Genomic DNA, 18,324 nt, shown 5'->3' on the forward strand with positions numbered 1-18,324 from the left:
CACGGCACCGACGGGCATCGCGCGCCGGCTAGATCAGCGCAAGCAGGATCGGTACGGCGATGCCGGCGATGAAGGCGGCGCCGACGCGCCCGGCATGGCGCGTGTACCGCCAGGCCAGGTACAGGCCGGTAAGCGTCGACAAGGCCAGCGCCAGCGCGACGAGCGCGGTGAAGATCTTCAGCGGCAACGGATTCCTTGCGCGCGGCGCGGCGGCCTCGCCGACGGGGCGCGGTGCCGGCACCGGCGCGGCTTCCGCCGTTCGCGCGGCCACGGAATCGGCGGCCGGCCGCGGCTTGCGCGCCGGCATGTCCATCGTCTGTTTCTTGTGCAGCTGCGCCGCCACTGCCAGCCATTTCGGTGGCGCGTAACTGCTGCCGCGCGTTGTCTCGTGGAAGCTGAAAGTCTGCAGCCCGCCGGTGATCGCGAAGAACAGCAAGGCCGGCGCGGTGAACACCCCCAGGTACAGATGCACCTGGCGGCAAGCCTTGAGGAAGCGGTGGCTCAATGACATACGAACACTTTATAAATGAGAATGGGTGGCATTCAAACAGATTGTGCCACCCCCGGTAAAGCAGCCTCGCCTGACCAGGTCGGTATCGCAAGCGATCGACGCCCCGCGCGCCATGGCCTGACGCGGCCATCGCGGCATCTGCGCCCGCCCCATTCAAGTTTTGCCGCCCCCGGTCGATACCGGTCACGGCAAGGTCCCTGCCTGCCAGTCCATGCGCGACTGGCCGCCGGAGCCCGGCCGCCAAGAGCGTGTGATGAACGAGAGGGCCTTCGCCGTAAACAAGCAGACGGAATGCTACCGACGCTTCGCCCGGATGCTGGCGCTCGTCGTGTGCTGCCTGGTGACCGGCCTGGCGTTGGGCACCCCCGCTGCCGCCATCGTCGCGCCAGCGGTGCCGAGCGAGACGGGCCTGCCCTTCATCCACAACTTCGACCCCAGGAGCTACGGCGCCGCCGCACAGAACTGGTCGCTGGCGCAGGACCGGCAAGGGGTGATCTACGTGGGCAACGTCGACGGCGCCGTGCTGGCCTACGATGGCGCGCGCTGGCAGCGCATCCCGGTACCCAACCACGCCGCGGTGCGCTCGCTGGCGCTGGGCGCGGACGGACGCATCTATGTGGGCACGGTGGGCAACCTGGGCTATCTGGCACCAGACGCCTCCGGCCAATGGGCCTTCGTCTCGCTGCTGGACAAGATCCCGTCTAGCGAGCGCGATTTCGCCGACGTGTGGTCGATCCACCCCAGCGCCGACGGCGTGTTCTTCGCCACCACGACACAGCTGTTCCGCTACCGCGATGGTGCGATGGACGTATGGAAGCCCAGGACTTCCTTCCATCTGAGTTTCCTGGTCGACGGCACGCTGTACATCCGCGAGACCGGCCTGGGTCTGATGCAGCTGGATGGCGAACGGCTGGAGCTGTCGCCCGGCGGCAACCGTTTCGCTGACGAGAAGATTTACGCCTTGCTGCCCTGGCGCGGGCCAGGCGCGCAGCCGGGCGACCTGTTGGCGGGCACGCGCACGCAGGGCTGGTTCATCCGCCATGGCGACACGTACCGGCCCTGGGCCACCGAGGCCGATGCGGCGATCCGGGAGGGCCAGCTGTACAACGCGACCTGGCTGGCGGATGGCCGGCTTGCCGCGGGCACGCTGCGCGGCGGCCTGTTCCTGCTCGACGCCCAGGGCCATCTGCTGCGCACGCTGACACGCAGCAGCGGCCTGACCACCAACATGATGCTGGCGCAACTCCAGGATCGCCAAGGTGGCCTGTGGATCGCCGCCGGCAACGGCATCACCCGTATCGACATCGGCTCGCCGCTGACCCATTACGGCGAGCGCGCCGGGCTGCCTGGCGGCGTGCTGGCGCTGGAACGCCACGCCGGCACGCTTTACGCCGGCACTGCCGAGGGCCTGTACCGGCTGGTGGATGGCGCCAATGCCCATTTCGAACCGGTGCCGCGGGTGCCGGGGCAGATCTGGGGCTTCGCCGAGGTCGACGACCAGTTGCTGGTCGCCAGCAGCGACGGCGTGTTCGCCGGCACCGACCGCAGCTTCCGGCAACTGCTCGATACCCGGCAGAACGCACGCTCGACCTCTGCCCTCGCGCTGCAGCGCTCCGCACGCAACCCAACGCGCGTGTTCGTGGGTTACCAGGACGGTATCGGCACGCTCCGCCGGGTCGGCCAGCGATGGATCGACGAGGGCCGCATCGCCGGCGTCCGCCAGGAAGTACGCACGATCCGGCAGGACGCCGATGGCGGCCTGTGGCTGAGCCTGTGGGTTGGTGGCGCGATCCGCCTGGGCCTGCCGCTGGATTGGCAGGGCCCGCGCGACCCGCAGTCGGTCAAGGTCGAGCGCTTCGGCGCCGACTCGGGATTGCCGGCGGAACAGAATGACCTGGTCACGGTCGACGGCCAGCTGCGCTTTATCACCGCACACGGCATCTACCGCTTCGACCGCAGCAGCGCCCGCTTCTCGCTCGATCCGGCGCTCGCAGAGCTGTTCCCTGACGGCCCGCAGCAGGTCGACGTGTTGCACCAGGATCGCCGCGGCGATCTGTGGATGTACGCCGCCACCGACGCCGGCGGGTCGCGGGAGTCCGGCCACGCCACCTATACCGGCAAGGCTTGGCGGTGGCAGGCTACGCCGCTGCAACCGCTGGCCGGTATCGACATGTCCGCGTTTCTGGACGACGCCGATGGCACCGTATGGATCGGCGGCGACAAGGGCGTGTTCCGCTACCGCCCCATGCAAGCCGTACCAGCCGACGCAACCCTGCACACATTGCTGCGCATGGCGTCCGGACGGGACGCCCCCATGTTGTTCGCCAACCATCCCGCGACGGCCGACGCGCCGAAGATCCCCTACGCACAGAACACGATACGCTTCGAGTTCGCGCTGCCCAGCTACGACCACGCCGAAGCCAACCGCTATCAGGTATGGCTGCAAGGCCTGGATCGTGGCTGGTCGCCATGGAGCGGCGACGCCTACCGCGACTACACCAACCTCCCGGAAGGCCGCTATCGCTTCCACGTGCGCGCCCGCAACGTGTACGGCCAGCAAAGCCAGGAGGCCACCTTCGATTTCCGCATCCTGCCGCCGTGGTATCGCACGGCCTGGGCCTGGCTGTTGTGGATCGCATCCGGCGCGCTGGCGCTGAGCCTGCTCATGCGCTGGCGCTCGGCAGCACTGCGCCGGCGCATGAGTGCGCTGACCTCGCTGGTGGCGCAGCGCACCGCCGAACTGGCGCGGGCCAACCAGGCGCTGCAACAGGCCAACGAGGCGCTGGCCCAGCAGATCATCACCGACCCGCTCACCGGCTTGAAGAACCGCCGTTACCTCAACGACCACATCGAGCACGATCTGGCCGCCGCCCGCCGGCACAACCGCGATCCGCAGGCATACAGCCCGGGCCACCCGCCGCACGCGCGGCTGCTGTTCCTGATGGTGGACATCGACCACTTCAAGGAGATCAACGACAGCTACGGCCACGCCACCGGCGACCGCGTGCTGCTGCAGTTCCGCGACGTGCTGCTGTCGGTCACCCGCGAGTCCGACACGCCGGTGCGCAGGGGCGGCGAGGAATTCCTGATCCTGGCCCGGCACGCCCCGGCAGAGGCCGGGCCGCAGTTCGCGGAGCGCATCCGCGCGGCGGTGGCCGCCCATCGCTTCGATCCGGGCGACGGCCAGCGCCTGCGGCTGACCTGCTCGATCGGTTTCGCCAGCTATCCGTTCTTCGCCAGCGCACCGGACCAGCTCCACTGGGAGCAAGTGGTGAACATCGCCGACGAGTGCCTGTACGCGGCCAAGCGCCGCGGCCGCAATGCCTGGGCAGGCGTGGTGCCGATGGCATCGCCGCCGGCAGGCAATACCCTCGATGCGCTCCGCGAGACGCTGGATGGCTTGCCCGAAGCGGGGCCGTTGCCTGTGCTCGCCTCCTGGGCCAGCACCGAACCGGCGGAGGCCTGAGATGCCGCGGCGCCCGATCGATGCGACCGAACTGATCATCGGCCGGCCCATGCGCTTCAACGCGTACGACGCGCGGGGCAACCTGCTGCTGTGCCTCGGCCAGGTGATCGGCAGCGCGGCGCAACGGGAGATGCTGTTGCAGCACGGGCTGTTCTACGGCTCCGAAGAGGAATGCCGCGGCCCGCTGCCACCCCTGCTGGCGGTGCCGGCGCCATCGCCGCTGGCGCGGCTGCTGCGCGCGCGCCGGCAATTGCAGGCCTTGCTGACCGACCCGGCGCCGGCGGATTTCCCGACGGCATTGGCGGGCATCGCCGAACACGTGCGCGAAGCCTGCCGGGTCAACCCCGACCTGGCATTGGCCAGCATCATGCTTTGCACCGGTGGCCAGCACAGCTGCCGCCACGCGGTAAATGTCGCGATCGCCTGCCAGCTCACCGGCACGGCGCTGGCGCTGGATGCCGCCGAGCTTGCGGCCACCGTTTCCGCCGCGCTGACGATGAACATCGGCATGTCCGACCTGCACGACGAACTGCTCGCCTGCGAAGGCCCGTTGTCCGATGCACAGCACGCGGCGGTGCGCGCACATTGCGAGGACGGCGTGGCGCGCCTGCGCGAGCTCGGTATCGCTTGCACCACCTGGCTGGACGCTGTGCGCGACCATCACGAGCGCGCCGACGGCAGCGGCTACCCCGTTGGCAAGCGCAACGAGGAGGTCGGTCGGCCGGCACGCCTGCTGGCTTTGGCGGATATCTATTGCGCGCGTATCTCCGGCCGCAGCTACCGGTCGCGGCTGCAGCCGACGCAGGCGCTTCGCTGGCTGTTCCTCAACGAGGGCGCGGCGCTGGACGAAAACATGGCCAGGGTGTTCATCAAGACGCTGGGCATCTACCCGCCCGGCGCCGGGGTGCGCCTGCGCAACGGCTCGCTCGCGGTAGTGATCCAGCGCCGGCCTGCCGGCCACCAGCCTGTCGTGGCGTCACTCACCACGCACGACGGCTTGCGCCTGCGCTCGCCGATCCGGCGACCTGGCGACGTGGAAGCACATGCCATTGCCGAGGTAGTGGACCTGCCGGCGCAAGGCATCGAAGTCAGCATGGAAGCGCTATGGGGGATCGACGCCGAGGACTGATGCCGCGCCGCGCGAGCTGGCATCGTCAGGCAACCTGCCCCAGCCGCGCCCGCAGCGCCTGCAACAGCCGCTGCTGCTGCGCTTCGTCCAGCGGCGCATCGTGCCGGTCGGTGAGCTGGAAGAAATCCTCCACGCGCTCGCCGAACGTGGCGATGCGCGCATCGTGCACGCGCACCGTACAGGCCACCAGCACCTGTGCTACCGCTGCCAGCAAGCCGGGGCGGTCGCTGCACACCAGCGCCATGCGGGTGCGCCCGTCGACTTGCCGGAAGTCGATCCGCGGCGGCATCTGGAAATGCTTGAGCTGGCGCGACATGTTGCGCCGTGGCGGCAGGATCTGGCCGCCCTGCGCCAGCGCGCGCTGCATGCGTTGGCGCAGTTCCTCCGCGCGCGCCGCGCTGGCCGGCTGCTGGCCGTCCGCCTCCAGCAGCAGGAAGGTGTCCATCGCCATGCCGGCGTTGGAACCGAGGATGCGCGCCTCCACCACCGAGAAGTGCAGCCGGTCCAGCATCGCGGTGACGCTGGCGAACAAGCCGTCTCGGTCGGGCGTACAGACGAACAACTCGGTGCTGCCGCGCACCGAGAGCGGATGCACGGCGACCAGCGGCCACACCCCGTCCGCGCGGATGATGGCCGCGGTCTGCCAGGCGATCTGCTCGGGGCGGTGGCGCAGGAAACTGGACTCGGGAAACGCGCGCCACGCCCGTTCGACCACTGCCGCATCGATGCCTTCCGCCTGCAGCAGGACCAGCGCCTGCGCACGGCACGCCTCCAGGCGCGCCGCGGCATCGCGTACCGGCTGCGTATCGCTGTGCAGCGCATGGCGGGTGGCTGCGTAGAGATCGGCCAGCAGGCGATCCTTCCAGCCATTCCACAATTTCGGACTGGTGCCGATGATGTCGGCCACGGTGAGCAGGTAGAGCCGGCCGAGCCGCTCGCGGTCGCCCACGACATCGGCGAAACGCTGCACCACCTCGGGATCGGTGATGTCCTGACGCTGCGCGGTGGTGCTCATCAAGAGGTGCCAGCGCACCAGCCAGGCCACTTGCTCCCCGTCGGCCGCCGGCAAGCCCAGCTTGGCGCAGAACGCGCGCGCGTCGTTTTCGCCCAGCACCGAATGGTCGCCGCCACGGCCCTTGGCGATGTCGTGGAACAGCCCGGCCAGCAGCATCAACTCCGGCTGGTCCAGCGTGGGCCAGAGTTCGCAGGCGACAGGGAACTCGGCGCGTGCCGCGGGATCGGCGAAGCGCGCCAATTGGCGCAGCACGCGCAGCGTGTGCTCGTCGACCGTGTAGACATGGAACAAGTCGTACTGCATGCGCCCGAACACCTGACCGAACGCGGGCAGGATCGCGGCAAGCAGGCCGTGCCGGTTCATCCGCCACAATGCGTCCACCGCCGGCGCGCCGCGTCGCAGCAGGCGCAGGAACGCAGCCAGCACTTCGGGATCGCCGGCCAGCTTGCCGTCGTGCTGCGCGGTGGCCTGGTGGATGCGGCGCATGGTGTCGGCGGTGAAGCCGATCAGGCCCGGCTCGTCCAGTCGTGCGATGAAGATTTCCACCAGCGTCGCCGGGCGGCGCGCGAACAACTCGGGATCGCGCACGGCCAGTCGCGTGCCGTAACGCACGAAATCCTCGCCCACCGGCTTCGCCTCGCCGGGCGGCTCCAGCAGTTCGACGAAGCGTTCGGCGATCTGCACGCCCAGCCGCTCGACCTGGCTGGCCGCGCGGTAATAGCCCTGCATGAACTGCTCGACGCCGAGATTCTTCTCGTGCTCGTCCTCGAAACCCAGCCGCATGGCCAGCGCGCGCTGGTAGTCGAACAGCAGGCGCTCCTCCGGCCGCCCTGCTTCCAGGTGCAGCGCCCAACGGTAACGGCGCAGCGTGGCTTCGGCTTCGCAGAGGCTGGCACGCTCGGCAGGATCGAGCAGACCAGCGTCCTGCATCGCCTCGAAGCCGCCGGCGTGCGCCAGGCGGCGCCCCAGCCAGCGCAGCGAATCGAGCGTGCGCAAGCCACCGGGGCCGTCCTTGAGGTTGGGTTCGAGATTGCTGGCGGTGTCGTCGTAGCGCGCATGGCGTGCGTCGCGCTCGGCCAGCCGCGCGGCGAGGTAGTCGCGCGGCGGCCACAATGCCGGGTCTTCCACGATGGCGCGCAGCGCCGTCTCCAGCGTCGCATCGCCGGCCAGTCGCCGCGCATCGAGCAGGCTGGTGAACACGCTGGCGTCCGCGGCGGCGAGCGCACGGCACTGCGCCGGCTCGCGCACTGCGTGCCCCACCTTGAGGCCCACGTCCCACAGCGTGGCGAAGCACTGCTCCAGCGCGCGCAGGCGCGCCGGCTCGGGCTGTTCGTCCAGCACCAGCAGGTCCACATCGGAATGCGGGAACAGCAGGCCGCGCCCGAAACCACCCACCGCGAACAGCGCCGCGCCGCTCACGTCGCCCAGGCAGGCCGTCCACACGTGCACCACGATGCGCGCCACCGCCTCGCCGCGCCGGCGCGCCAGCGCGCTGACGTCCGCACCATCGCGAAACGCGGCGGCCAGTGCGCGATCCACGTCGCCCAGCAGCTGTCGCAGCGCGCGCCGCGCGTCGGCCGACACGCCCGAACGCGGCACGGCCGGCGGCAGGCGTGGCAGGGGAGGAAGCGCAACGCTCATCAGCGGGATTCGGTGCGGCGGGAAGGAGCTGTCAGTCTGCCACGCCGCCCGACCTTATCTGCAGAAACACACTCTGTGTGCGATGGCCTTTCGCTCTGGAACCCATCGCGCACAGGGCGCGTCCTACGCATCCGGCCAGGGCGTGAGGATCTCGAAGCCATCGGCGGTCACCGCGATGGTGTGCTCCCACTGTGCGGAGAGCGAGTGGTCCTTGGTGACCACGGTCCAGCCGTCGGGCAGTTGCTTGGTGTGCGGCTTGCCGGCATTGATCATCGGCTCGACGGTGAAGGTCATGCCTTCCTTCAGCTCCACACCGGTGCCGGGCTTGCCGTAGTGCAGCACCTGCGGCTCGTCGTGGTAGACCTTGCCGATGCCGTGACCGCAGTACTCGCGCACCACGGAAAAACCCGCCGCCTCGGCATGTTGCTGGATCGCATGACCCACATCACCCAGGGTGGCGCCGGGGCGCACTGCGCGGATGCCGCGCATCATCGCCTCGTGGGTGGTCTCGACCAGCCGCTTGGCCAGCACCGAGGGGGTGCCCACGAAGTACATGCGGCTGGTGTCGCCGTGCCAGCCGTCCTTGATGACGGTGACGTCGAGGTTGACGATGTCGCCGTCCTTCAGCACCTTGCCGGGGCTGGGGATGCCGTGGCAGATCACGTGGTTGACCGAGGTGCACAAGGTCTTCGGAAAGCCGTGGTAGCCCACGTTGGCCGGAATCGCCTTCTGCACATTGACGATGTGCTCCCAGGCCAGCCGGTCCAGCTCCTCGGTGGTGACGCCGGGCTTGACGTGTTCCTTGAGCATGGCCAGCACCTCGGCGGCCAGCTGGCCGGCCACGCGCATGCCTTCGAGGTCCTGGGGGGATTTCAGTGTGATTGCCATAATGGAAGCTCAGATGGCGACGCCAGCCCTGCCAATCAATACAGCATCCGCAGGCAACTTGCCGCCGCGCCGGCGTACCGGCTATAATCTCGCAGTTTTGCAGACCGTCGTCGACTCGTTCGACAGGCGCGCACCGCAAGGCGAAACGGGATTGTAACCGCGCCGCGGTACAAGCCCAAACCAACGCCACACACGCATCGGCACCGCCTTCGGGGTGCCGCAGCCGTCTCCGCCACACAAGGAGGCCCTGCGGTCGAAGCCGGGGATGCGTGGAGGTCCCAACCCCCCGGGCCACACCAAAAAGGCCCAATGCAAGGAGTTACACCATGGCTCAAGTCACCATGCGCGAAATGCTCGAAGCCGGCGTGCATTTCGGTCACCAGACCCGTTACTGGAATCCGAAGATGGCGCCGTACATCTTCGGTGCCCGCGGCAAGATCCACATCATCAACCTCGAAAAGACCCTGCCGCTGTTCACCGACGCGATGAACTTCCTGTCGGGTCTGGCGCAGAAGCGCGGCACCATCCTGTTCGTGGGCACCAAGCGCTCCGCCCGCGAGGCGCTGATCGACGAGGCCAGCCGCGCCGGCATGCCCTTCGTCACCGCGCGCTGGCTGGGCGGCATGCTCACCAACTTCCGCACCGTGAAGCAGTCGGTGGGTCGCCTGAAGGAGCTGGAAGCCGCTGAGACCGACGGCAGCTTCGAGAAGCTGGTCAAGCACGAAGTGCTGGCTCTGCGCCGCGAGCGCGAGAAGCTGGAGAACTCGCTGGGCGGCATCAAGAACATGAACCGCCTGCCCGACGCGCTGTTCGTGATCGACATCGGCCACGAAGACATCGCCGTGCAGGAAGCCCGCAAGCTGGGCATCCCGGTGGTGGCGGTGGTCGACACCAACTACAACCCGGAGCTGGTGGACTACGCGATCCCGGGCAACGACGACGCGATCCGCGCGATCCAGCTGTACGCCCGCGCTGCCGCCGACTCGATCCTGGAAGGCAAGGCTGCCGCGCCGGCCGCCGCCCAGGGCGACGCCGATGAGTTCGTCGAGCTGGACGAGGAAGGCAACCCGGTCGCCAAGGCCGAGCGCAGCGAGCGCAAGCCGTCCGCACCGCGCCGCGACGCCGCCCCCCGCAAGGGCAATGGCGCGCCGCGCCGCGAGGGTGGCCGCGACGGCGCCCGCGCCCCGCGCGACGCCAAGTAAGCCGGTCGGCGGCGGGTAACCGCCGCCGGCATCGACAAGCCATACCGGCGTCGTGGCGCATGCCGTCACGATGCCTCCAAGCATGCGAGGAATACCGATGAGCAATATCTCCGCCCAACTGGTCAAGGAACTGCGCGAGCGTTCCGGCGCCGGCATGATGGAATGCAAGAAGGCGCTGGTCGAGAACAACGGCGACATCGACGCCGCGATGGAGTGGCTGCGCAAGACCGGCATGGTCAAGGCCGAGAAGAAGGCCGACCGCATCGCCGCCGAAGGCCGCATCGCTGCCGCCCAGGCTGACGGCAAGGCCGTGCTGGTCGAGGTCAACAGCGAGACCGACTTCGTCGCCAAGGCGCCGAACTTCATCGAGTTCACCAACGCTGTCGCCGAGGCCGCCCTGAAGGCCAGCGCCGGCGACATCGACGCCGTGAAGACTGCCGCCTTCCCGGGTGCCGCCAGCATCGAGGAAGCCGCCAAGGCGCAGACCGCGACCATCGGCGAAAAGATCGAAGTGCGCCGCGCGGCGCGCGTCGAGAACGATGGCCCGCTGGCCACCTACTCGCACGGCGGCAAGATCGGCGTGATCGTGGCGCTCAAGGGCGGCTCGGACGAGCTGGCCAAGGGCATCGCCATGCACGTGGCGGCGATGAACCCGCCCTACGTGAAGGCCGAGGACGTCCCCGCCGACTTCATCGCCAAGGAAAAGGAAATCGCGCTGGCCGCGATGTCGGACAAGGAAAAGAACAAGCCGGCCGACATCCTGGAGAAGATCGTCTCGGGCAAGATCAACAAGATCGTCTCCGAGGTCACCCTGGTCGGCCAGCCTTACGTGCTGGACACCAACGTCACCGTGGGCGACGCGCTGAAGAAGGAAGGCGCCGACGTGGTCTCGGTGGTGCGCCTGGCCGTGGGCGAAGGCATCGAGAAGGTGCAGGAAGACTATCTGGCCGAAGTCGCCAAGGCGATGCAGGGCTAAGCCCTGCATCGCTGCGCCCATGCATGGGCGCACGCGAAGCGGAGTCCGGTTCGCCCTGCGAACCGGACGAGTCAAAAAAGGGGCAGGAGCCCCTTTTTTGACCATCAGGCACGAACGCTCTTGCCTTGATCCTTCAAGCGCCAGAAACGAAAAAGCCGCGGAAAACCGCGGCTTTTTCGTATTTCGCTTTTCCACCTGTAGTTACTGACAATCGCCATCAGTATCGGAAAGAGCGTCCTCATATTCGTCGTGCGCGTCTTTAGCGTCCTGCATTTGCGAGTCGCAATCATCGCTGCCATCAGAGTTTGCGAGGCATTCCCTCAGGTCGTCGGCAGCGCGCTTAGCTTTTTCTTGCTTGTCAGCCAGGTCTTCGCACTTTTGAGATGTGTATCGCGGCTTTGCCAACATAGCTTGCACAAGCTGCACTTCTGCTTGCTGGTCTTTTGTTAGAGAAGACCAAGCTACTTTACCTGTGACGACTTCTTGGTAGAGCTTGAAAGCCCCATTCATGGCGGAGTTTTGATTTTGAGCGGAGGCTGACATGGATGCCATAGCGGCAAGAATGATAGTTGCCATAAGTAGGCATTTCATTTTCTCCCCCTGTTTCAGTTAGCGATGTCACACGTTCTAACTTCTAACTAGCTCGTGTCCAATGCACCGGACAGCTCACCCGCGCAACGCCTCCACCGTAGGCGCCACCTGCGCCTCGCGCCCCAACTCACAACCCAGCGCCTCCAGCCTCTGTGCCAGTCGCACCGCATCCGGCGCGCAGACCGTGGTGTGCCCTACCTTGCGGCCGGCGCGTGCCGACTTGCCGTAGTCGTGCCAATGCGCGTCGACACCGCGCAGCACGGGCGCCGCATCGGGCAGTTCGCCGATCCAGTTGAACATCGCCGACAGCCCGCGTGCACCGGTGTCGCCCAGCGGCAGGCCGAGTACGGCTCGCACGTGGTTCTCGAACTGGCTGGTATGCGCGCCTTCGATGGTCCAGTGGCCGGAGTTGTGCACGCGCGGCGCCATTTCGTTGCCAAGCAGCTCGCCGTCCTTCACGAACAGTTCCAGTGCGAACACGCCCACGTAGTCCAGCCGCTCGGCCAGCGTGCGCGCCAACGCGGTGGCACGCGGCTGCAGCGCAGCTATGTCGGGCGCCGGCGCCAGGCTCATCGACAACACGCCGTCCACGTGCCAGTTGCGGGTCAGCGGCCAGGTGCGGAAATCGCCGTCGCGGCCACGCACCGCGAGCACCGAGAGTTCGCGCTGGAATGGCACGAAGGCCTCCAGGATCAAGCCGTGCTTCGCCGCCTGGTTCCCGAGCGCGGCCCAGGCCGCGTCGGCATCGGCTACCGACTTGAGCCGGAACTGGCCTTTGCCGTCATAGCCAAGCCGGCGCGTCTTGAGGATCGCCGGCGCGCCCACCGTGGCCAGGGCGCGATCGAGGTCGGCGCGGGTATCCACCGCCATGAACCCCGGCGTGTCCAGCCCGCACTCGCGGAACAGGGTTTTCTCGGCAAGCCGGTCCTGCGCCACCGCCAGCGCCTGCGGGTTCGGGAACACCGCCACACGCCCGGCCAGCCATTGCGCGGTTTCCGCCGGCACGTTCTCGAAATCGAAGGTGACCACGTCGACCTTGCGCGCGAAGTCTTCCAGCGCGGCGTAGTCGGTCCAGTCGGCCTTGACCAGCGGCGCCACCTGGCCGGCACAGGCATCCGCAGCACTGTCCACCACCAAGGTGTTGACCCCCAGGGGTGCGGCCGCCAGCGCCAGCATGCGCGCCAGCTGGCCCCCGCCCAGGATGCCGAGCACCGGTTGGCGCGATGCACTCATGCGCGCGGGTCCGGCTGGTCGAGCACGGCCTGGGTCTGCTTTGCGCGCCACTGCTCCAGTGCCTGGGCCAGGCGGGGGTCGTGCAACGCCAGAACCGCCGCAGCAAGCAGGCCGGCGTTCACCGCGCCGGCACGGCCGATCGCCAACGTGCCCACCGGTATGCCGGCCGGCATCTGCGCGATCGAAAGCAGGGAATCCATGCCGTTCAACGCCTTGGACTGCACTGGAACGCCGAATACCGGCAGCCGAGTCTTGGCCGCCAGCATGCCCGGCAGGTGGGCGGCCCCGCCGGCACCAGCAACGATCACCTGGATGCCGCGTCCGGCCGCCTGTTCGGCGTAGCGAAACAGCAGGTCTGGCGTGCGGTGCGCGGATACCACCTGCACCTCGTGCACCACGCCCAGCTCGGTCAGCACTCCGGAGGCATGCTCCATGGTTTCCCAGTCCGAACGCGACCCCATTACCACGCCAACTCGTGGCGTTTCCGTCGTTGCTGTCATGGTCCGGCCGTCCAAAAATGGTTATTGTACGGGCTTTCCGGACCCGCAACGATTTCGCCCATGGACAAGCGCCTGCTCGATATTCTGTGCTGCCCAGTTAGCAAGACGCCGGTGCGCCCGTTGGGCCGCGCGGAACTGGACGCGCTGAACGGCGCCATCGCGGCCGGCGGTGTGATGACGACGGCTGGCAGCCCCGTGCGCGAGCGCCTCGATGAGGGCCTGATCACCACCGACCGCAAGCTGGTTTATCGTGTCGACGACGGCATCCCCGTCATGCTGCCCGAAGAAGGCATCGGCACCCTCCAGCTGAACAATTTCCCGAGCGCCCCCTGAGTTCCCGTCCCCACGCCCCGAACCCTCGTCATCGGATCGACGACCAGCCCGCAGGACGCATCCGCGCCAAAGACAACCTCCCGGTGTGGCCATGAACGAAGCTTTCGAACCGCCCAAGATCGTCCCCCTGGCGCCGCGCCTCGACGCCTCGGGCGAGCGCGTCGGCGAGTTGCTCAACGCCGTGCGCGGCATCGCCGGCAAACGGTTGCAGCAATGCCTGGGCAACCTGTTCGAGCATGTGGACGACGCACTGTTCGACCTGGCCGAGAAGGCCGAGAACAACGCCAGCCAGACGCACTACTTCGATGGCATGCGCGAGGTGCGCAAGCGCCGCCCGGCGATCGAGCGCAACTTCCTCACCACGGTCAACCGGGAACTGGGCAACTTGGCCAGCCGCGCCGCGCCGTCGGCATCGTCGCCGGCGATGGCCGAACTGTCGCTGGTCGCCGACTCCGAGCTGGAGGAATCGCTGGCGATCACCAGCATGAGCAGCAAGCACGAGAGCCGGCTGGTGCGCGATCTGTTCGCCATCAACCAGCGCCTGTCGGTGATCTGTGGCGGCCGCAAGATCGAAGATTCCAGCAATCCGGTCGCCCCGGCGGCGCTGTCGCAGGCCTTTCGCCAGGCGCTGAAGGAGCTGGGCGCGGACACGCGCGTGAAGCTCCTCATCTACAAGCTGTTCGATCGCTACGTGCTATCCACGCTGGAGGAACTGTACGCCGAGGCCAACGCCGAGCTGGCGCGCGCCGGCGTACTGCCGCAGCTACGCCCGGTCGCACCGCGCGGCGCCCCCGGCAGCACACCGGCGGGGCAAGCCGGCGCGACCGGTACCGGCGCGGACGAGCTGGTCGACCCCGCGGCCGCCGAATTGCTGCAGACTCTGCACGGCTTGTTCGTCGCGCGGCGCGGCACCGCCATGCCCCATGTCCAGGCCGGCGGTGGGCCGCCGCCTTCCAGCAACGAGCTGCTGGGCGCGCTCAGCCTGCTGCAGACCCAGCTGGCCGCCGGCGCCGCACCGGTGCACGCCATGGCCGCCGAAGTCGGCAGCCTCGAACGCGACATGGTGGCCCAGCTCAAGGAGCAGTTGCTTGCCCAGCTCGCCGCGTTGCGCGGCGCACGGCCCAGCCACGTCGCCAGCATCGACGAAGACACCATCGACCTGGTCGGCATGCTGTTCGAGTTCATCCTCGACGACCAGACCCTGCCGGCCGAAATGCAGGTGATGCTGGCGCGGCTGCAGATCCCCTACCTCAAGGCGGCGATCCTCGACCGCAAGATGTTCGCCCACCGCCAGCACCCGGCGCGCCGCCTGCTCGACGCGCTGGCCGAGCAGGCCAAGGGCTGGTCGCCGGAATCCGACCGCGACGGCCGGCTGCACGACAAGGTCAAGAGCGTCGTCGACCAGCTGCTGCACGAGTTCGACGACGACATCGGCATCTTCGAACGACTGCTGCTGGATCTGCAGCAGTTCCACGAACTCAACCGGCGCCGTTCTGAACTGGCCGAACAGCGCGTGGCCGAATCCACCCGCGGCCGCGAAAAACTGGAGCAGGCGCGCCGCCGCGCCGCCCGCGAGATCGTCGAGCGCATCGACGGGCGCAAGCTGCCGCCGCTGGTGCACGAGGTGCTGGCACGGGCCTGGGCCAACCACCTGGTCCTGGTGTTGCTGCGCCAGGGCGAGGACTCGTCCGAGTTCCGCGACGGGCTGCGCTTCGTGGACGATTTCATCGCCAGCGCGCGAACACCGCAGGACGCCGCTGCGCGCCAGCAATTGCGCCATCTGCTGCCCGGCATCGAGCGCGCGCTGCGCCGCGGCCTGGCCAATGTGGCGTTCCAGCCGCAGGACATCGAACGCCTGCTGGCACAGCTGCGCGACTGGTACGGCCAGCAGCTGGGCGAACCGGCGCGCGAGCCCGCCGCCCCTGCCCCCAGCAGCGCCTCCGCGATACCGGAAAGCATCCAGCCCATCGTCGTCGCCGACGAGCCTGCCGAACCGGACGAGCTGCCTGAAGAAAGCGTGCCCGTCGCTACCGACAGCCCCGAGTGGCAGCAGGTGGAGGCGCTGCAACCCGGCACCTGGCTGGAGTTCCAGCTGCCCGACGAACCGATGGTGCGGGCCAAGCTGTCGTGGATCAGCCCGATGAGCGGCCGCTACCTGTTCGTCAACCGGCGCGGCCTGAAGGTGGCCGATTACGCACCGCAGGAACTGGCTGTGCTACTGATCGGCGGCCATGCCCAGGTACTGGCCACCAATGCACTGTTCGATCGCGCGATGAGCGCCATCGTCAGCCGCCTGCGCCAACCCGACGCCCCGAACCCGAATATCGACACCGAATGAATGCCAGGCTCCCGTTCGACCCGCCGTCCCCCGAACTGATTGCTGCCGATGTAGAACGCGCCTTTGCCGAGGATCTCGGCAAGGGCGACGCCACCGCCGAGTTGTTGCCGGCCGGTGCCGCGGCTGCGGCTGCGCTCACCTGCCGCGACGACGCGGTGATCGCCGGGGCTCCGTGGTTCGATGCCTGCTTCCGGCGCATGGATCCGGCCGTGCACATCGACTGGCAGGTACGCGATGGCGAACGCGTGGCCCCCGGCACCGTGATCTGCCGGCTGGCCGGCCACGCCCGCTCGCTGGTGAGCGCCGAACGCTCGGCATTGAATTTCCTGCAGCTGCTGTCCGGCACCGCCACGGCCACCGCCGCCTATGTGGCCGCAGTGGCAGGCACAGGCACGCGCGTGCTCGATACCCGCAAGACCATCCCCGGCCTGCGCCTGGCGCAGAAGTACGCGGTGCGCTGCGGCGGCGGCCACAACCACCGGATCGGCCTGTACGACGCGATCCTGGTCAAGGAGAACCACATCATCGCTGCCGGCGGCATCGCCCCCGCGGTGATGGAGGCGCGTCGCCTGCACCCCAGTCTGCTGCTCGAAGTCGAGGTGGAAAACCTCGATGAGCTGCAACAGGCGCTCGCCGCCGGCGTGGATCGCATCATGCTCGACAACTTCGACGTGCCGCTGATGCGCGAGGCCGTGCAGCTCACTGCCGGGCGCGTGCCGCTGGAGGTATCCGGCAACGTCGACCTGGACACCATCGGCGGGTATGCCCGCACCGGCGTCGATTTCGTCTCGGTAGGCGCCTTGACCAAGCACGTCCACGCGGTCGACTTGTCGCTGCGGCTGCGGCTGGACTGATCCGAATCGCAGGGCAGGTACCGCCTTGCGTGCCGCCCTGCCCGCCCACACACTGCGGGACATGGGCAACGTCAACGACCTGCTGGTGCTGCTGGCGCTGATCGCCGTGATCGGGCTGTGGCTGAAATCGAGCGTGGCGCGCGAACGCGCGGCCACCGAGGCGCGGCTGCAATGCGAGCGCTACGGCCTGCAATTGCTGGACGAAACCGTGGGCCTGCGCGCGCTGCGCCTGCGCCGCGTGGACGGCCGGCGCCGACTGGAGCGCTGCTACGGTTTCGAGGTGAGCATCGACGGTGCCGACCGCGAGCAGGGCTCGTTGTGGATGCTGGGCAACACCATGAGCGAACTGCGGCTGCCCACGGTAGTGCTTACCCCGCCCGAACCCGCGGCGACGGCCAAGATCGTCGACCTGGAACCCCGCCCCGCACTTCCCCGTTCGAGCGAGTCCACCGCCGATCGCTCAGGTGAACCCGCGCCCGGCAGCAACGTCGTCCCGCTGCGACCGCCGCGGCATTCCGGCGGCGACCGCCTGCACTGAGAGCCCGTGGCGCCTACTTGATCACACGCAGGTGCGGCGCACCGCGCTTCGGCTTGTCGTCGCCGGTGCCGCCGCTGGGGCCGGACGGCGGCTCGTCCGGTGCCGGCGCGGGCGGCGGCGTATCGCCCCCCTCCTCGTCGGTCGGGAACATCATGCCCTGCCCGTTCTCCTGCGCGTACAGCGCCAGCACCGAACCGATCGGGATGCGCACCACGTGGCTGACGCCGGAGAAGCGCGCAGAGAAACCGATCCAGTCGTTGCCCAGCTCCAGGTTCGCCACCGCGCGCATCGCGATGTTCAGCACCACCTGGCCGTTCTTGATCACCTGCGGCGGCACGCGCACGCCCTCGCCGCTGGCATCGATCAGGAGGTACGGGGTCAGGCCGTTGTCGCTGATCCAGTCGTAGATCGCACGCAGCAGGTACGGGCGATTGGAGGTCATCGGGTGGGTTACTTCGCTCATCAGGGACGCATGGCCTTTTCTTGCTCGGTCATGCTGCGCGCAAAACCCTGGCTATGGAAGAGCCGTTCGCCGTAGTCGAGGATCGGCTTGCCCTCGCGGCCCAGATCCACACCCAGCCAAGGCAGCCGCCACACCACCGGCGCCACCAGGCAGTCGGCCAGGCTCATTTCGGGGTTGAGGAAGAACTTGGCGGCCTTGAACAGCGGCAATGCGGCCAGCAGGTGGGCGCGCAGGCGCTTGCGTGCCGGCTCGGCGGTGCGGCCGCCGGCGCGGATGGTATCGACCTCGGTCAGCCAGTCCTTTTCGATGCGCACCGCGGCCACGCGCAGCCGCGCGCGGGACAGTGGATCGATCGGCATCAGCGGCGGGTGCGGGTAGCGCTCGTCGAGGTATTCGCACACCACGCTGGCGTCGTACAGGGTGAGGTCGCGATCGACCAGGGTCGGCGTGCTGCCGTAGGGATTGAGGTCGAGCAGGTCCTCGGGCGGCTTGCCGGGATCCACCAGCACCCGGTCGTAGCTGACGCCCTTGGCGGCCAGCACCAGGCGGGCACGATGGCACTGGATGTCGTCGGCCGTGGTGTAAAGGGTGAGTGCGGTACGCGAGCGGGCGCTTGGAACCATGCGCGGAATTCCCTGTTTCGGTT

General features: G+C 68.3%; 16 protein-coding genes. 8 read left to right on the forward strand and 8 right to left on the reverse strand.

From position 1 onward, the window contains the following. Positions 1-28: 28 nt before the first annotated feature. Complete coding sequence (locus ISP14_RS01935) at positions 29-511, reverse strand: PepSY domain-containing protein (protein ID WP_404535753.1); 483 nt, start codon at positions 509-511, stop codon at positions 29-31. Positions 512-764: 253 nt separating this feature from the next. Between ISP14_RS01935 and ISP14_RS01940 the strand changes: the two genes are divergently transcribed. Together ISP14_RS01940 and ISP14_RS01945 are read left to right on the forward strand one after the other, a co-directional pair. Next, positions 765-3,977, forward strand: a complete 3,213-nt coding sequence (locus ISP14_RS01940) for a ligand-binding sensor domain-containing diguanylate cyclase (protein WP_404535755.1) — start codon at positions 765-767, stop codon at positions 3,975-3,977. 1 nt (position 3,978) lies between these two features. Next, on the forward strand, positions 3,979-5,106 hold the full coding sequence (locus tag ISP14_RS01945; protein WP_404535757.1) for an HD-GYP domain-containing protein: 1,128 nt from the start codon (positions 3,979-3,981) through the stop codon (positions 5,104-5,106). A gap of 25 nt (positions 5,107-5,131) precedes the next feature. Here the strand turns inward: ISP14_RS01945 and glnD are convergent, their stop codons facing one another. After that, positions 5,132-7,762, reverse strand: coding sequence for a [protein-PII] uridylyltransferase (glnD, locus tag ISP14_RS01950; RefSeq protein WP_404535759.1), 2,631 nt, complete (start codon positions 7,760-7,762; stop codon positions 5,132-5,134). A gap of 123 nt (positions 7,763-7,885) precedes the next feature. After that, the gene (gene map, locus ISP14_RS01955) at positions 7,886-8,650 is read right to left on the reverse strand and encodes a type I methionyl aminopeptidase (protein WP_404535761.1); all 765 of its coding nucleotides are present in this window, start codon (positions 8,648-8,650) and stop codon (positions 7,886-7,888) included. Between the two features lie 326 nt (positions 8,651-8,976). Between map and rpsB the strand changes: the two genes are divergently transcribed. Further along, positions 8,977-9,852: a 30S ribosomal protein S2 gene (rpsB, locus tag ISP14_RS01960; protein ID WP_404535763.1), complete on the forward strand. Its 876-nt coding sequence runs from the start codon at positions 8,977-8,979 to the stop codon at positions 9,850-9,852. Positions 9,853-9,949: 97 nt separating this feature from the next. Continuing rightward, positions 9,950-10,828, forward strand: coding sequence for a translation elongation factor Ts (gene tsf, locus ISP14_RS01965; protein ID WP_404535766.1), 879 nt, complete (start codon positions 9,950-9,952; stop codon positions 10,826-10,828). A gap of 201 nt (positions 10,829-11,029) precedes the next feature. Here the strand turns inward: tsf and ISP14_RS01970 are convergent, their stop codons facing one another. The 3 genes from ISP14_RS01970 to purE all read right to left on the reverse strand — a co-directional run bounded on the left by ISP14_RS01970 (position 11,030) and on the right by purE (position 13,152). Continuing rightward, complete coding sequence (locus ISP14_RS01970) at positions 11,030-11,404, reverse strand: hypothetical protein (RefSeq protein ID WP_404535768.1); 375 nt, start codon at positions 11,402-11,404, stop codon at positions 11,030-11,032. Between the two features lie 90 nt (positions 11,405-11,494). After that, a complete protein-coding gene (locus ISP14_RS01975; protein WP_404535770.1) occupies positions 11,495-12,652 on the reverse strand; it encodes a 5-(carboxyamino)imidazole ribonucleotide synthase in 1,158 nt (385 codons plus the stop codon). Further along, a complete protein-coding gene (gene purE / locus ISP14_RS01980; protein ID WP_404535772.1) occupies positions 12,649-13,152 on the reverse strand; it encodes a 5-(carboxyamino)imidazole ribonucleotide mutase in 504 nt (167 codons plus the stop codon). Before purE ends, ISP14_RS01975 begins: the two co-directional genes overlap by 4 nt. A 60-nt stretch (positions 13,153-13,212) precedes the next feature. Here purE and ISP14_RS01985 point away from each other — a divergent pair, with 60 nt between their 5' ends. The 4 genes from ISP14_RS01985 to ISP14_RS02000 all read left to right on the forward strand — a co-directional run bounded on the left by ISP14_RS01985 (position 13,213) and on the right by ISP14_RS02000 (position 17,215). Beyond that, entirely contained in the window at positions 13,213-13,485 is a 273-nt protein-coding gene (locus ISP14_RS01985; RefSeq protein ID WP_404535775.1) for a Trm112 family protein, read from the forward strand. 91 nt (positions 13,486-13,576) lie between these two features. Further along, complete coding sequence (locus ISP14_RS01990; protein ID WP_404535777.1) at positions 13,577-15,823, forward strand: DUF1631 domain-containing protein; 2,247 nt, start codon at positions 13,577-13,579, stop codon at positions 15,821-15,823. Next, complete coding sequence (gene nadC, locus ISP14_RS01995) at positions 15,820-16,677, forward strand: carboxylating nicotinate-nucleotide diphosphorylase (protein ID WP_404535780.1); 858 nt, start codon at positions 15,820-15,822, stop codon at positions 16,675-16,677. The genes ISP14_RS01990 and nadC overlap by 4 nt, the downstream gene beginning before the upstream one ends. Before the next feature lie 25 nt (positions 16,678-16,702). Further along, positions 16,703-17,215 carry a DUF3301 domain-containing protein gene (locus ISP14_RS02000; protein WP_404535783.1) on the forward strand — a complete coding sequence of 171 codons (513 nt, stop codon included), beginning with the start codon at positions 16,703-16,705 and terminating at the stop codon, positions 17,213-17,215. A gap of 13 nt (positions 17,216-17,228) precedes the next feature. Here ISP14_RS02000 and ISP14_RS02005 read toward each other — a convergent pair whose 3' ends face one another. Both ISP14_RS02005 and ISP14_RS02010 read right to left on the reverse strand, forming a co-directional pair. Then, a complete protein-coding gene (locus ISP14_RS02005; RefSeq protein WP_404535785.1) occupies positions 17,229-17,678 on the reverse strand; it encodes a ClpXP protease specificity-enhancing factor in 450 nt (149 codons plus the stop codon). Further along, positions 17,678-18,301: a glutathione S-transferase N-terminal domain-containing protein gene (locus tag ISP14_RS02010; protein WP_404535787.1), complete on the reverse strand. Its 624-nt coding sequence runs from the start codon at positions 18,299-18,301 to the stop codon at positions 17,678-17,680. Before ISP14_RS02010 ends, ISP14_RS02005 begins: the two co-directional genes overlap by 1 nt. Positions 18,302-18,324: the final 23 nt, after the last annotated feature.

This window comes from Dyella agri (assembly GCF_044904705.1).
In the GTDB taxonomy this organism is placed as follows: Bacteria; Pseudomonadota; Gammaproteobacteria; order Xanthomonadales; family Rhodanobacteraceae; genus Rhodanobacter_A; species Rhodanobacter_A agri.